General features: G+C 45.9%; 11 protein-coding genes and 1 pseudogene. 8 read left to right on the forward strand and 4 right to left on the reverse strand.

Annotated features, from left to right (window positions below; genetic code table 11):
* Positions 1 to 68 precede the first annotated feature (68 nt).
* Both CUR83_RS06745 and CUR83_RS06750 read right to left on the reverse strand, forming a co-directional pair.
* Complete coding sequence (locus CUR83_RS06745; RefSeq protein WP_186474569.1) at positions 69 to 1337, reverse strand: MFS transporter; 1269 nt, start codon at positions 1335 to 1337, stop codon at positions 69 to 71.
* A gap of 115 nt (positions 1338 to 1452) precedes the next feature.
* Positions 1453 to 2607 (reverse strand): acyl-CoA dehydrogenase family protein, encoded by a 1155-nt coding sequence (locus CUR83_RS06750; RefSeq protein ID WP_058025401.1) that lies wholly within the window; start codon positions 2605 to 2607, stop codon positions 1453 to 1455.
* Positions 2608 to 2973: 366 nt separating this feature from the next.
* On the opposite strand from CUR83_RS06750, the gene CUR83_RS06755 reads away from it, so the two are divergent.
* The 6 genes from CUR83_RS06755 to CUR83_RS06780 all read left to right on the forward strand — a co-directional run bounded on the left by CUR83_RS06755 (position 2974) and on the right by CUR83_RS06780 (position 10259).
* Positions 2974 to 3750 (forward strand): enoyl-CoA hydratase, encoded by a 777-nt coding sequence (locus CUR83_RS06755; protein WP_284719345.1) that lies wholly within the window; start codon positions 2974 to 2976, stop codon positions 3748 to 3750.
* Positions 3751 to 3814: 64 nt separating this feature from the next.
* A complete protein-coding gene (locus tag CUR83_RS06760; protein ID WP_284719827.1) occupies positions 3815 to 5401 on the forward strand; it encodes a 3-hydroxyacyl-CoA dehydrogenase in 1587 nt (528 codons plus the stop codon).
* A gap of 66 nt (positions 5402 to 5467) precedes the next feature.
* On the forward strand, positions 5468 to 6670 hold the full coding sequence (locus CUR83_RS06765; RefSeq protein ID WP_284719346.1) for a 3-oxoadipyl-CoA thiolase: 1203 nt from the start codon (positions 5468 to 5470) through the stop codon (positions 6668 to 6670).
* A 61-nt stretch (positions 6671 to 6731) separates the two neighbouring features.
* Entirely contained in the window at positions 6732 to 8420 is a 1689-nt protein-coding gene (locus CUR83_RS06770; protein WP_212563564.1) for a fatty acid--CoA ligase, read from the forward strand.
* A 165-nt stretch (positions 8421 to 8585) separates the two neighbouring features.
* A complete protein-coding gene (locus CUR83_RS06775) occupies positions 8586 to 9065 on the forward strand; it encodes an acyl-CoA thioesterase (RefSeq protein WP_071001519.1) in 480 nt (159 codons plus the stop codon).
* Positions 9066 to 9263: 198 nt separating this feature from the next.
* Positions 9264 to 10259, forward strand: coding sequence for a hypothetical protein (locus CUR83_RS06780; protein ID WP_227517170.1), 996 nt, complete (start codon positions 9264 to 9266; stop codon positions 10257 to 10259).
* Between the two features lie 145 nt (positions 10260 to 10404).
* On the opposite strand, the gene CUR83_RS06785 is transcribed toward CUR83_RS06780, so the two are convergent.
* Positions 10405 to 11319, reverse strand: a complete 915-nt coding sequence (locus CUR83_RS06785) for a LysR family transcriptional regulator (RefSeq protein WP_071001520.1) — start codon at positions 11317 to 11319, stop codon at positions 10405 to 10407.
* Between the two features lie 190 nt (positions 11320 to 11509).
* Between CUR83_RS06785 and CUR83_RS06790 the strand changes: the two are divergent.
* Positions 11510 to 12106 (forward strand): annotated as a pseudogene (locus CUR83_RS06790) (IS1595 family transposase).
* 813 nt (positions 12107 to 12919) lie between these two features.
* Here the strand turns inward: CUR83_RS06790 and CUR83_RS06795 are convergent.
* A complete protein-coding gene (locus CUR83_RS06795) occupies positions 12920 to 13915 on the reverse strand; it encodes a phosphatase PAP2 family protein (RefSeq protein WP_071001521.1) in 996 nt (331 codons plus the stop codon).
* A gap of 386 nt (positions 13916 to 14301) precedes the next feature.
* Between CUR83_RS06795 and CUR83_RS06800 the strand changes: the two genes are divergently transcribed.
* A complete protein-coding gene (locus tag CUR83_RS06800) occupies positions 14302 to 14754 on the forward strand; it encodes a DoxX family protein (protein ID WP_071001522.1) in 453 nt (150 codons plus the stop codon).
* The last annotated feature ends 10 nt before the right edge of the window (positions 14755 to 14764 follow it).

Here is a 14764-nt window from a genome sequence, read left to right on the forward strand (position 1 = left end):
GGGGAGATTGTTTCGCTATGCGGTATGAACGGTCGTAATATAGGGAGTCAACGGCATTATAAAAGATTTTATGAGGCCTCTTGTGGATCATACTGCTTTTCTTTGATAAACAAAGTTGGGATCAGACCACATAAGAAGTAAGCACCTGCCATCAGCAGCAGACCTGCACCGATGGAGTTATGCATGGCCATATAGCCAATAGCAACAGGGGCAATCACAGAACCAAGTCGTCCGATATTAAAGGCACCGCCAATGGCTGTCCCTCGAATAGCTGTTGGGAAGCTCTCGGTCAGATAGGTGGCATTGATGGCATAAGGAATCCCATATAAAAAACCAAAGGTAATCATTAACCAGCCAATATTCTCTGGGGTGTGCGTGTATACCAAAATAGGGATAAACAGTGCAGTACCCATGGTACCAAAGGCAAAGACGATCTTACGGCCGATTTTATCCGCCATAAATCCTGCCACTACTTTGGCAAACATCATGGTCAAGTAAGTGCCCGCCATATATAGCGCCATCTCTTTAAACTTAATTCCAAGCTCGGTCTCTAAATAAGACGGCAGCCAGTTGCTTACCCCAAAATAGCCAAACAGTAACAACCCTGAGCTCATCGACCACAATATAAACATGATGCGATGCTTGGGGTTTTCAAAGATGGCTTTGTAAGGGTTTTCCGCTTTTTTGGTTGTGTCTTTTTCGCCGCTTAATTTGCGCGCACGCGCCTCTTTCCAGGATTGTGGCTCAGGTACTAAGAAGTACATGGAGATGGCTAGCAGCAGTGGCAAAAACGTCAATAGATATAAAGTGCGCCAGCCATAGCTAGGGATGATCCATGCTGAAACGCTGGTAATCACCAAAGATCCGAGCGTAAACCCTGTCATGAGCGCGGCAAGTACCGTGGTTCGATGCTTAGTCGGCACCATCTCAGACATCAACGTGTTGGTGGCGATATATAAGCTGCCAAGCCCTAAGCAAGCAATAAATCGTAGTGCCACAAACTGCTCATAGCTCTGCACAAGCCCACTAAAACCAGATAGGATAGAAAACATCCCAGTCGCCAGAACGATCACGCGTACCCGTCCAAAGCGGTCACAGGCCCAGCCACCAAAAACCCCGCCAATAGCCATGCCAAACAATGACCAGCTGCCCAGCGCGCCAGCTTGTACATTGGTCAATCCAAATTCTTGCTTGAGACTAGAGAGGGTAAAAGCAAGAATACCGATGTCAGCGCCATCACATAGCAATACCAAAAAACAAAAAACAAAGGCCAGCTTCCAAGGCTGTTTTTGGACCGTGCTTGCGCTTGGGTCTGACGTTATAGCGACACTTTTCACAATGTATATCCTTATCGTTGTGAGAATCAAAGTCTGAGTTATAAAGAGAAGGGAACGGCATCAGCATCCTAGCAAATACCGCCTTGTGTTTTGGTGAGCACGCCTGCGAGATAGATTACTCGCTGGCTTCTTTGATCATATTGCGGGCAATGATGACTTGCTGAATTTGGGTCGTACCTTCATACAGACGATAGAGACGCACATCACGATAAAAACGCTCAATACCATAATCTGCGATATAGCCTGCGCCGCCATGGATTTGTACGGCTCTATCCGCCACGCGGCCGCACATCTCGGTGGCAAACATTTTGGCGCATGAGGATTCGGTCACGACATCTTTGCCCTCATCACGTAGACGCGCTGCATCTAGTACCATGGATTTGGCGGCATAAATCTCTGCTTTTGAGTCAGCGAGCATGCCTTGAATGAGCTGAAAACTGGCAATAGGCTGCCCAAATTGCTTACGCTCGACGGCATAATGTAATGCATCATTTAGCATGCGAGTCGCAGCGCCAGTACTGGCGGCTGCAATGTGCAATCGTCCTTTATCAAGAACTTTCATCGCGGTTTTGAAGCCCACACCTTCGACACCGCCAATGAGCGCATCGGCTGGCACGACACAGTTGTCAAAGATGACATCACAGGTATGCGCGCCTTTTTGTCCCATTTTTTTGTCAATTTTGCCCAAAGTAATACCCGGTGTGTCACTCTCCACAATAAATGCCGAAATGCCGCCTGCGCGTTTGTTTTGTGGGTCAGTACGTGCCATGACAGTGAAGATACCCGCTTGCGGGGCGTTGGTGATATAGCGTTTGGTACCGTTGATGATATAAGTATCACCATCTCTAACAGCGGTTGTCTTTAATGAGGCGGCATCTGAGCCTGAATCAGGCTCGGTCAAGCAAAATGAACCAATGATCTCACCGCTGGCAAGGCGAGGTAGATATTTCTGCTTTTGCGCTTCTGTCCCATCAATCACAAGACCAGATGAGCCAATACCATTATTGGTCCCAATCAGTGAGCGAAAGGCAGGAGAGGTACGTCCCAGCTCAAATGCCAAGGTCACTTCTTCTTCCATCGTGACACCAAGACCACCGTACTCTTCAGGAATGGTCAGCCCAAATAGTCCAAGCTCGCGCATCTGCTCAATGATCTCTTCTGGTAGGCGATCGTTTTCTGCCACCCAGTGCTCCAGAGGAACGAGTTGGTCATTAACGAAGTTGCGGATAGTATGAGTGATATGGTCGAGGGTTTCTTTATCTCTAATCATATGAGTCTTCCTTGTTGGATAAATGCCTGTTTGATTGATGACTGATAGTCATAATGGTTTTTAACCTGATAGTCATAACGGCTTTTTGACGATGTTAGTCATGTGACGTCCTTGGATAATTAGCATAATCGATGAATAAGTAAATTACAATAGTTTTGGTTTAAAAAACCGCATTGCGGTATTTTTATTATAAATATGATAATTATTCTCTATAATTTTTCTCATTTAACCAATTTTTTTCCTTCACAAACCAAAATAAACAGTATATATTGATATTAAATACCGCATAGCGATATTTTTATTTCAAAATAATCGTTTTAATATGTATTTGTACTTTATATCGGAATGAGGTTTAAGGAGTGGATCATGGAAGAGCAACTCATTATTTGTGAAAAACCGAAAGAGGGCGTTAGTGTCATTAGACTGAATCGCCCCAAAGTGCGCAATGCACTAAACAGTGAGCTACGCCAACAAATGGCAGATTTGTTTATTCAGTTAAATGATGATCCACAAACCAAAGCGATCGTGCTGACGGGTGGTGACAAGGTGTTTGCTGCTGGTGCCGATATCAATGATTTCTTGACGACTGGCACAGCAGATATGTATTTGCGTCGTAGCGAGGGCTATTGGGATGCCATCACTCATTGCCGCAAGCCCATCATCGCGGCTGTCAATGGTTACGCACTTGGCGGTGGCTGTGAGCTGGCCATGCATGCTGACATAATCATCGCTGGCAAATCTGCCAAATTTGGGCAGCCTGAGATCAAAATAGGACTGATGCCAGGAGCAGGAGGCACGCAGCGTTTGTTTCGTGCCATTGGCAAACACAAGGCCATGAAGATGGTACTGACTGGCGATATGATCAGTGCTGATGAGGCGGACACAATGGGGCTGGTCTCTGAAGTCGTCGACGATGAGGCTACCATCACTCGCGCCATTGAGATTGCCGAGCAGCTATCAAAGTACTCTCCCATTGCCTTAGCGCAAATCAAGGAGGTGGCAACGCTGGGTGCTGATATGCCTTTAGAAGGCGCGTTGGCCTTAGAGCGTAAAGCCTTTCAGATTCTGTTTGATACGCATGATCAAAAAGAAGGCGCCAAAGCTTTTTTGGAAAAGCGCTCAGCCGACTATAAAGGCTATTAAGGGGCAGATGCCGCTTATCTCTTTTGTCCACGCCGACCAACTCCTATCGCAAACTATGTAGAGAATCATTATGACCGTGAATACACTTGCCATTGTTGGCACTGGTATTATGGGTATGGGTATTGCCCAAATTGCTGCCCAAGCTGGTATCCAAGTCCTTTTATATGACGCCAAAGCAGGCGCAGCTGAGCAAGGGCGACACTCCTTGCAAGCCATGCTCGAAAAGCTCACCGCTAGAGGCAAATTCAGCGATGACGAGCTACAAGCTATGCTAAACCGTTTAACCGTCGTTCAAGAGTTAAGCCAAATCGCGACCGCTGAGATCGTGGTTGAAGCCATTATCGAAAATCTAGACATCAAAAAACAGCTTTTTGCTCAGTTAGAAGAGGTGGTTACCGCCGATACTATTTTGGCGACCAACACCTCCTCATTATCAGTCACGGCAATTGCTGCTGACTGTGAATATCCAGAGCGCGTGGCAGGGTTTCATTTCTTTAACCCCGTACCACTGATGAAAATTGTAGAAATCATTCCGGGCCTTTCTACTCAGCAATCAGTCGTTGACGCGCTCACTGATTTGGCCAAACGGATGGGTCATCTGGGCGTGGTCGCCAAAGACACACCAGGTTTCATCGTCAACCATGGTGGCAGAGCCTATGGCACCGAAGCGTTAAAAATACTGGGCGAGGGCGTCGCAAGTTTTGAGCAAATCGACCGTATTTTGCGTGATGGCGCAGGCTTTCGCATGGGGCCGTTTGAGCTGTTAGATCTGACGGGCATTGATGTGTCACACCCCGTGATGGAGTCAATTTACGACCAGTTCTATCATGAAGCGCGCTATCGCCCGCATCCATTAACCCGTCAAATGCTGGTAGGTAAAAAGCTCGGCCGTAAAGTTGGCGGCGGTTTTTATCAATACGAAAAAGGTCAAAAGATTTCTGTAGATAGCGCTCAAAATCAATCGTCCGAAGTGCTTGTATCTGATGCGACTATTAGCTCAGTTTGGATTTGCGCTGATTTGGCAGAAGATAAGACGCAGCTGGTCGATTACCTAAATGCTCATGACGTCACTATCGATGACAACGACACACCACACCCTGATAGTTTGGTGCTACTCGCCATCTATGGCGAAGATACGACCAATGCCGCGATTCGTTATCAGGTTGATCCCAAGCAAGCCGTTGCCATTGATATGCTCACCGAACTTACAAAGCATCGTACGTTGATGCCAAGCATCGTCACACAAGAACGATTCGTGGCGCAAGCTTATGCATTATTTGGCAGTAGCACGGGTAATAAAGGCTCAGATAGTCGTGAAGCAGATGCGCAGGAGGCGTGCAGTGCCACGCTGATTGCCGAAAGTACAGGTTTTGTGGCACAGCGGGTGGTCGCCATGGTAATCAATCTCGGCTGTGATATCGCCATGCAAAAAATTGCCACGCCAGAGGATATCGATAATGCCGTCAAGCTTGGGTTAGGGTATCCGTATGGCCCGATCTCTTGGGGCGATCATCTTGGTGCCTCGCGTGTCCTGCTCATTTTAGAGCGTATCTACGCGCTCACAGGCGATTCACGCTATCGCCCAAGCCCTTGGTTACAGCGCCGCGCCAAGCTGGCTGTGTCATTGTTCACTCAGCAGGCCATTTATTAGTACAAACAACAAAATATCGTTATAAAACTATTTATTCAAAGTGAAAAAATACAACAAGGACACGTTATGTTAGATGCCTATATTTATGATGGCTTAAGAAGCCCTTTTGGTCGCTATGTCGGTGCATTGGCAACGGTGCGTCCTGATGATCTGATTGCCACCGTGATAAAAGCGCTGGTCGAAAAACATCAATTGCCGAGCGATGTGTTTGATGAAGTGCTGCTAGGCAGTGCCAACCAAGCGGGCGAGGACTCTCGTAACATCGCGCGCAATGCCGCTCTGTTAGCAGGGCTGGATGTCACCACGCCGGGCCAAACCGTCAATCGCTTATGTGCGTCAGGTCTGTCTACCGTGGTCGATGCTGCTCGCAGTATTACGTGTCATGAAGGGGATATTATTTTGGCGGGTGGGGTCGAGTCGATGACGCGTGCGCCTTTTGTCTTTGCCAAGACAGAAAAGCCGTTTAGCCGTGACTTTAAAGTATTTGATACGACCATCGGTAGCCGTTTTCCTAACCCAAAGATTATTGAGCAGTTCGGTAGCGATACCATGCCGCAGACGGGTGACAATGTTGCTCATAAATATGGCATTACGCGCGAGGAAGCCGATAAGTTTGCCGCCGCATCACAAGCCAAGTACCAAGCTGCCAAACAAGCAGGATTCTTTGACGATGAGATAACGCCTATCACCGTCCCACAAGGTAAAAAGTTGCCCGAAAAAGTCGTTACCGATGATGAGCATCCTCGTGCCAGCTCCGATATTGCAGCGCTACAAAAGCTTAAACCTTTAAATGAAAATGGCATAGTTACGGCAGGTAATGCCTCCGGTATCAATGATGGTGCTGCTGCGCTTATCATCGGCTCAAAACAAGCAGAAGAGAAGCTAGGCTTTAAGCCCATTGCCAAAATCTTATCATCAGGTGCGATGGGGGTTGAGCCTAACATCATGGGCGTGGGTCCTGTTGAAGCGATTAAGCTGGCATTAAAGCGTGCAAATTTAACGCTAGATGACATGTCTGTCATTGAGATTAATGAAGCTTTTGCCTCACAGGTACTGGGTTGTCTAAAAGGGTTGGATATTGATTTTGATGATAAGCGCGTCAATCCTAATGGCGGCGCCATCGCGGTCGGGCATCCGCTGGGCGCATCTGGTGCACGAATCGCTTTGAGTACCGCTCGAGAATTACAACGTACGGGCGGCAAATATGCAGTGGTTAGCCTATGCATTGGCATCGGGCAAGGGCTTGCCATGGTGATAGAGCGCGTCTGATATTAAAAGCACGCGCCACATTACTGATTATCAAGAACAGTTTATTATCAAGGATGACACTATGACAACCATACTCAATCAACATGACAACTACCATCAGGCCGAAGAAGCGTATGGGTTTCCGTTAATTATTAAGCAGCTACTCAACCGTGCCAAAATCGCTTCCACCAACCAAACCATTAGCTATGCGGACAAAGTGACTTATACTTATGCTGAGTTTTTTAAGCGTATCAATCGCTTGGCCAATGTCTTAAAAAACATGGGTTTGCAGGCAGGTGATGTGGTCGCGGTCATGGATTGGGACAGTCATCGTTACCTTGAGGCATACTTTGCCGTGCCGATGTCGGGCATGATTTTACAAACGGTCAATGTGCGCTTATCTGAAGATAAAGTGCTGTACACCGTCAACCATGCTGCACCCAAAGCACTGCTGTTAAATGCTGAATTTGCGCCGATGATCAAAGATTATCGTGACGATGCACCGTCTATTGAGCATGTCATCTGGGCAGACGATGCAGAGGATGACAATGCAAGTAGTGAGAAAGCTGAGCTGCCTGACTATGTTGACGGTGAATATGAGGCGCTATTAGCAGCTGCTAGTGACGAGTTTGACTTCCCAGATTTTGATGAAAACACCATCGCGACCACCTTTTATACCAGTGGGACGACAGGCGATCCAAAAGGAGTTTTCTTTACCCATCGCCAGATCGTACTACAGACGATGGCAAGCACTTTGGCATCAGCGCTCAATGCCGAAGGTCAAGGCGCGCGCTACGACGATGTCTATATGCCAATGACGCCTTTATTCCATGTTCATGCGTGGTGCTGGCCATATGGCGCAACAATGATAGGGCTAAACCAAGTATATCCGGGGCGCTATCTAGCTCCAAAGCTTGTCGATTTGATTGAGCAGCATAAAGTCACGCTATCGCATGGCGTCCCCGCCATATTGCAGATGCTCCTCAAAGAAATGGCCGCGCGCGGTCGTAAGTTTGAGAATCTCAAACTACTGCTAGGGGGCTCAAAGCTCAATGAGGGCTTAGCTAAAGCCGCTATCGAGTGCGGTATTGAGTTTATGTCAGGGTTTGGGATGTCAGAGTCCTGCCCTGTGCTGTCTCGAGCGGTATTCGATGACAAAACCGAGTCAATGACCCTAGAGGACAATCTCAATTATCGCTGTCTGTCAGGCTCGCCCATCATGCTGGTATCGATGGAAATTTGGGACGAAAATGGTCAACCCCAACCGATGGATGGTGAGTCGACAGGCGAGCTTGTGATACGAGCGCCGTGGCTAACGCAAAGCTACTTTAAAAATCCCGATGCAGGCAATGCGTTATGGAAAGGCGGCTGGATGCATACGCAAGACATTGCCTGCATAAGCGCCGATGGTACGCTGAGCATCACCGATAGACTAAAAGACGTTATCAAGTCTGGTGGCGAATGGGTGTCCTCGCTTGAGGTTGAGACGATTCTATCCTTTCACCCAAGCGTTGCTGATATCGCGGTAATTGGTGTCCCAGATACGCGCTGGGGCGAGCGCCCTCTTGCATTGGTCGTGCTAAAACCAGACTATGCCGATACAACGTCGACAGATATTTTGGCACTGGGTCATCAAGCGGTTGAGAGAGGTCATTTGCCAAAATATGGCGTCCCAAGTGAAGTGAGGTTCTTATCCGAGATGCCAAAAACCAGCGTCGGTAAACTCGATAAAAAACGCATGCGCTCGATGTATTCAGAAAACCTCATCTAGCCAAATAGACCTGTCACCATCACAGCGAGTTTACTAACAGAAAAGACGTATATAAACCCTAGTATCTGCATAAATGCTAGGGATGGAGGAGGTGTGTGTCATGAGTACCCTGAGTCACACGCATCATCTATATAACAAAACCTACCTAATAAAAAGAGACAAGCTATGGAAGCGGTTCCTACATTTCCAGAAATACAAGAAGCTGTCACCAGTGATGACAGTCATCCATTACACGACTTTACGGTGATCTACCCTCAACAAGTGGAATGGGGTGATATGGATACCTTTGGTCATGTCAACAATGTGGTCTATTACGAATACTCTCAAAATGCTCGTATTTACTACAACAGGCGGCTTGGTTTATTTAATGAAAAAACGTTTTCGGTGATGGCGGCCTCGTCATGTCGATACCTTACTCCAGTTGCTTATCCTGATACGTTGTGGATCGGCGTCAAGGTCAAAAAAATCGGCAACTCAAGTCTGGTGCACGAATACACCTATTATAGTACCGCACTAAAAAAAGTCGTTGCAATCGGTGAGTCGGTTTTGGTCTATCTCGATAAATTGAGCGGACAAAAAAAGCCAATCGATGAGACGCAAAAAGAAGCCATTGCAGCATTAGAGAGTATCGACCAAGAAGCATAACACCCAATAGAACATCAATTCGTTACTGACTCTTTGATGAGACAGCAGGTAATAGGTAGGAGGCAATTTATAAAAAACGCATTCATGGTTATGAAGTAAAGAGCGCGTAATCGCCATTGGCATTGATAAGGATATCAACATATAACAGGGAAGAGAGGAATGATGCTTTATACAAAAAGGCTATCTATAGGATTGGCTATGGTAGCAACCTGCGCATCTGCGCAAGCGATCGATATTGTGACAACGGGCGATACAACATTGAGTATCGGGGGTTATATCAAAGCAGAAGGGGCATTTAATTCGCCTGATGAGGGAGATTCAGAATTTAAAGGAAACTTACGCCAGTCACGTATTAATATGAAGACGACCAAGTCTGTGGAGGATAAAAAGCTCACAGGTTTTATTGAAGGCGATTTTTATGGGGATTATGCCAAGGGCGGATCCAACCTGCGCTTGCGCCATGCTTATGTGCAAGTGGATGATCTGACAGTGGGTAAAACGTGGAACGGTCAATTTTTGGCCGTTGCACCCCTCTCCACCGAGCAGCTTGATTTTTGGGGAACAGGTATCGGCACAGCCTCCGGTGGCGGCTCATACATTCGTCCAGATTTGACGGTGCATTACACTTACAAGGGGCTGCGTTTTACCGCTCAAGACCCCGTGTATGACGATGCCAGCCTGCCTGACATGGTGGTCAGCTACAAAGATAAGATAGCCAATCTCGACTATAATGTCGCTGTCACGGCGCGTGAGGCTGAGAACGGAGAGGACTCGGATGTGGGCGTCGGCGTGTCTTTAGCAGGCAAGCTGGCTTTGGGAGAGCATTCGCTCCATGGTAGTGTGTTCAATGGTAAAGGCATGGGTGCTTATTCTGCCATATGTGTGGGCGGGCCGCTTATTATGAATGGCGGTGCCGATTGTGACGCTGAAGATGGCAAACTGATCTCTCAGACAGGTTATAGTGTTGGTTATAAGCATCAGTTCTCTCAAAAACTGCGTGGCAACTTGCGTTATGGTGAGGTCAATGTCGATGACGCGGCAAATACCTCTGCCAATGTCAAAAGCGCCAACCTTATCTATGAGTATCTGCCAGATTTAGACTTGGGGATTGAGTGGCGAGAGCAAAGTGCGACGACCTTTCCATGGATGCCAGCAGGTCAGCAAATTGAAATAATGGCCAAATACGAGTTTTGAGAGTGATGAATTGAGAGGGGTGCTATTTTTAATGATATTTATAATATAGCTCACGATAGACTTGTCATGCTACCAAGCGCATTAAACAACACCCTAGACATTTATCAATGCATGGGGTGTTTTGGTGAGGGTCGCTAATAGTTATCTACAAGTGTTGTATCGATTCATCCCAATAGGGCGGTGAACCGTAATACCCTTCGATAAAATCGATAAAACATCTGATTTTGTGCGGCAACAGCTTTCGATGGGCGTACACCGCATACAACCCCAATGTCTCGGGTTCATAATCAGGTAACACCATCATAAGCTTCCCTTTACTCAGTGCTTCGCTTGCAATAAACGTGGGCTGTAATGCTATTCCAGCGCCAGCCACTGCCGCATTGACAAGCAAATCTCCGTTATTACTGCTCAGCTCTGGGCTTAGCTGATTGGTCGCATCTAGCCACTGATAAATATCTTCTTTGCCGTATTTTTCCATATAACTGTAATGCAAATACCGATGGTTTTTTAGGTCTTCAGGTTTGCTGGGCACGCCATATTTCTCTAGATAGGCAGGGGAAGCACACAAGATGACGCGGACAGGCGCAACTTGCTTAGCAATCAGTGACGAGCTTTTGAGCTGACCGATGCGCAGCGCCACATCAAATCCTTCTTCAACGATATCTACTTTGCGGTCGTTGAGCTGCAAATCGACATTGACCGAAGGATAACGTGTCTGAAAATCCGTCACCAATTTTGCCATATGTTTGAGGGCAAAGGACACAGGCGCGCTTATTCTCAATGTGCCTTTTGGGTTCTGCTGAAACCCACCTAATTTGGACTCCATATCATCGATACTGAGTAACACTTGCTGTGCATGCTCGAAATAGTGAGTACCTGCCTCCGTCAGACTGACTTTACGGGTCGTGCGGTTCAGTAAGCGTATATCCAGTCGCTCTTCTAGCTTTGACACATATTTGCTCACCAACTGCGGCGACAGTTGCATGGCTGTAGCGGCATTGCTAAAACTGCCCTCAATCACCACTGATACAAACGCCCGCATCGCATCAATTCTATCCATTATTCAGGTTTTCCTTCCAGCGGTTATCAATATTCTCTCGTCAGTCATCTTACGCTGTTGCTTCACCGATAGTAAAGTCGTGCGTTCTATTGACCTTGGATAGCAGCGTTGATTTTTCATCTAAAATGTTTCTATTTAATATAAATGATAATGGGGCTGTAGTAGATAAGCACTATGCTAGACTACTTTTATGAAGATAACCCGTTGTAAACTAAGTAAAAAAGTACAGCGAAGGCTGTTAGGGTTTTTCACAGCTGAAGTGACTGCTAGAACAGCCGCAGATTTGCTTGATATTCAGCCTAATACTGCTGCACTTTTTTATCATAAAATAAGACTTGTGATAGATGACCATCTCTCATTAGAAGCTGATGAGCTTTTTGATGGTGAGGTCGAATTAGATGAAAGTTACTTTGGCGGTGTACACAAAGGTAAAAGAGGTCGCGGGGTCGTAGCAGACACCAAGCAGACCACGCTAATGCCTGCCATTAAGCGTAACATCAAGCCTGACAGCTTTGTTTATACGGATAGCTATCGAAGTTACAATGCACTGGATGTGAGCGAGTTTAAACATTTCAGAGTCAATCACTCTATAGAGTTTATTTGCGGTAAAAACAATCACATCAATGGCATTGAGAACTTTTGGAATCAGTCTAAATGAACACTCAGAAAGTATAATGGAATCGATAAGAAGCACTTCCATTTATTTTTAAAAGAGTGTGAGTTTAGATTCAACTATGGTTCACCATCTAATCAGCTGAAAACCTTGAGAAAATGGTGTGATATTTAATCCTTGAAGAAATTCAATCTGCAATCGTCTTTGCTTATACTGCTTTAGAAGCACTTGCTAATCTTAGTATTCCTCATGGGCACATTTACCAAGCTAAGAAAAACTCAAAAGGTATTATAGAGTCATACGATAAAGTAGCCATTAAGCGGTGGCTTAGTTTAAAAACTAAGATTAAATACATTCTTCCTGAGTTGTACGAAACTAAGGCTGTAGAAAAGCAAAAATGGTGGGGACATTTTGTTACTCTTGAAGAGTACAGAAATGAGATAATCCACCAGAAATCTATCGATGCAACTGAGTTTTATAAAGCATATTTCAAAGACTCTATTTTTAATATTATCAACTGCATATAGTCGAACCACTATTAAAGTGTTACAGCGTTAGACTCGTTTAGCCTACTACTGTAGTACCTGCACTCGTCTGCCTTGTACCACTTTTAATATTGATTGACTATAGAGCCCGTAATATCATTTTTCTACGTAGCTCATCAGGCTAATGGTAAAACTAATGAAGTGTGGCCTTGGTTAAAAGACCATATTGATATTCCATCGGTAGAGTTTCAGCAAAATCAATTTGAAGTTACTGGGAGTGTTCATCAAGGCTTCAACTAATCGTTATAATAAGCCATTAAAATATACAAAAAATGGCTGTTTTTTTAACTTTTTATTTCAGGAGCTATTTGATTTTCTTAATGATCCGTGGGTATAACTCTGATCATTGCCTAACTTATTTCATGATGACATCAAAGAGTACATTTAGCCAGTTATAAGCGCTGAGCGTTTTATACCTTCCAAGCCAATTTAGTTTCCACCACTACCCAAGCAGTGGAAACTGATACATATTGGCATAAATCAGTGTGGCCACAAACACCATGATGACGCCCAGCCATACCAGTGAGATTTGTCCTTTTGACCATGACATGTGCCAATTAATCTTACCCCTTGCGGTCAGCCACTCCGTCACACTGATCGCAATGATCAGCCACAGCGACCCCACCAAAAACCCGCCTAGCACATCGCTCAGATAGTGCTCGTTTAACACAATTCTACTCAGTCCAATCAGCACACACAGCAAAACAGCCAGTGAGAGCAGCCGGACTTGACGAACAAAGCGACTGCTAAAACGAATCGCCATATAACCCAAAAACCCATAGAGCGCGATGCTGACCGTCGCATGACCACTTGGGAATGAGTAGGTATGCTCATGCAACAAAATATCGACAGGGCGTGCGCGTTGAAACACCATTTTATTCACAAAGGTAAAGGCTGTGCTGCCGATGGTCGAGACCAGTAGTCCTATAATGACGTAAGGCCGGCGCACCACCATACACAAAATGGCAGTCAGTACGACAATCAGGCAAGTGACGGGCGTAGAGCCTAAACTGGTGATCAACACAAAGATATCTATGATGCCAGACTCGCGCAGTACGCTCATATGCTGCGATACAAACAAATCAGTGGTCACGATAGAGTCGGCCTCCACCACATCCTCAACCAAACCTGCAAACACTGCCAAAATATATACATTGAGCAGCGTTAAAACCGTGAGTATCAGACCAGAAAAATGACCGCGGGCAAAGCGCTTGGCGATAAAGCCAAACAATACAGGGTATTTGTCCTGTAAACGTGTGATCAAGGGTAGGCGGGCGATATGTCCACGCAGCCACAGCTCACCGCGTGAGATCAGACTGAGCGCGGGCTTGCCATAATGAATCAATACATATTGTAGCACCCACAAGAAAACAACGATGCACAATAGCGCCATCGCCAAACTGAATAACTGCTGGTTTTCTTGTATAAATGCGATCATGAACAGAGAAGCCTTTGTGTCGTGCGTCATAAAAATGGGACAGATGGAGGTGGCTTGGCAACGCGCCAAATAATAAATGCCGAATATCAAATACCAGATACTAAATCAGAAGCGGCTGCTACTGTAGCAGACCTATTGATGATTGCTGTCTGCTTTTGTTTACGGTGTGTCAATGCAGAAAAACCCCATTGATGAGATGACTGACCAGACTCTTTTCTTCAGACCCTTACTATGTTTGATAGTCTTGGTGTCCAACCAATTAACAACACTACGTTGATAATTATTCAATATAACTTGGCTTACTCTTCCATAACGATGATAGTAAAGTATGTTTATACCAATATCTAAACACTTTATCTTACTATTACGTTATGGAGTACTCATCAATGCAATCCTCATTATTCAATAGAGTTTTAACATCGAAAGCTGGCACAGCTGCCTTAATCCTTCGTGTACCTGTGGGCCTAATTTTGATGGCACATGGCGCGCAAAAGCTATTTGGCTGGTTTGGCGGCAATGGGCTGGCAGGTACGGCAGGCTGGTTGAGCAGTATGGGTATGGAGCCCGGCTACCTGATGGCTATCTTAGCAGGCGGTGCTGAGTTTTTTGGTGGTCTTGCGTTAGTATTAGGATTATTAACGAGACCTGCAGCATTGATCGCCGCTTTTACGATGTTAGTTGCTATTTTTTCTGTCCATATCGGTAGTGGCTTATTCATTGCCAATGGCGGCTACGAATATGCATTGACCTTGATGGTGGCGCTGCTGGCACTGGTGGTACAAGGTGGCGGTGCGATAAGTATGGATAAGGTATTATCAAAAAATCTAGGGCGAGCTTAAGCGGATTGTG

Origin of the sequence: Psychrobacter pocilloporae (genome assembly GCF_029872915.1) — a bacterium.
Lineage (GTDB): Bacteria > Pseudomonadota > Gammaproteobacteria > Pseudomonadales > Moraxellaceae > Psychrobacter > Psychrobacter pacificensis.

Bases quoted from the DNA above. Each gene is read 5' to 3' on its own strand.
- CUR83_RS06750 (WP_058025401.1), bottom strand. From the start codon at position 2,607: ATGATTAGAGATAAAGAAACCCTCGACCATATCACTCATACTATCCGC.
- CUR83_RS06755 (WP_284719345.1), top strand. From the start codon at position 2,974: ATGGAAGAGCAACTCATTATTTGTGAAAAACCGAAAGAGGGCGTTAGT.
- CUR83_RS06765 (WP_284719346.1), top strand. From the start codon at position 5,468: ATGTTAGATGCCTATATTTATGATGGCTTAAGAAGCCCTTTTGGTCGC.
- CUR83_RS06770 (WP_212563564.1), top strand. From the start codon at position 6,732: ATGACAACCATACTCAATCAACATGACAACTACCATCAGGCCGAAGAA.
- CUR83_RS06775 (WP_071001519.1), top strand. From the start codon at position 8,586: ATGGAAGCGGTTCCTACATTTCCAGAAATACAAGAAGCTGTCACCAGT.
- CUR83_RS06780 (WP_227517170.1), top strand. From the start codon at position 9,264: ATGGTAGCAACCTGCGCATCTGCGCAAGCGATCGATATTGTGACAACG.
- CUR83_RS06785 (WP_071001520.1), bottom strand. From the start codon at position 11,319: ATGGATAGAATTGATGCGATGCGGGCGTTTGTATCAGTGGTGATTGAG.
- CUR83_RS06795 (WP_071001521.1), bottom strand. From the start codon at position 13,915: ATGATCGCATTTATACAAGAAAACCAGCAGTTATTCAGTTTGGCGATG.
- CUR83_RS06800 (WP_071001522.1), top strand. From the start codon at position 14,302: ATGCAATCCTCATTATTCAATAGAGTTTTAACATCGAAAGCTGGCACA.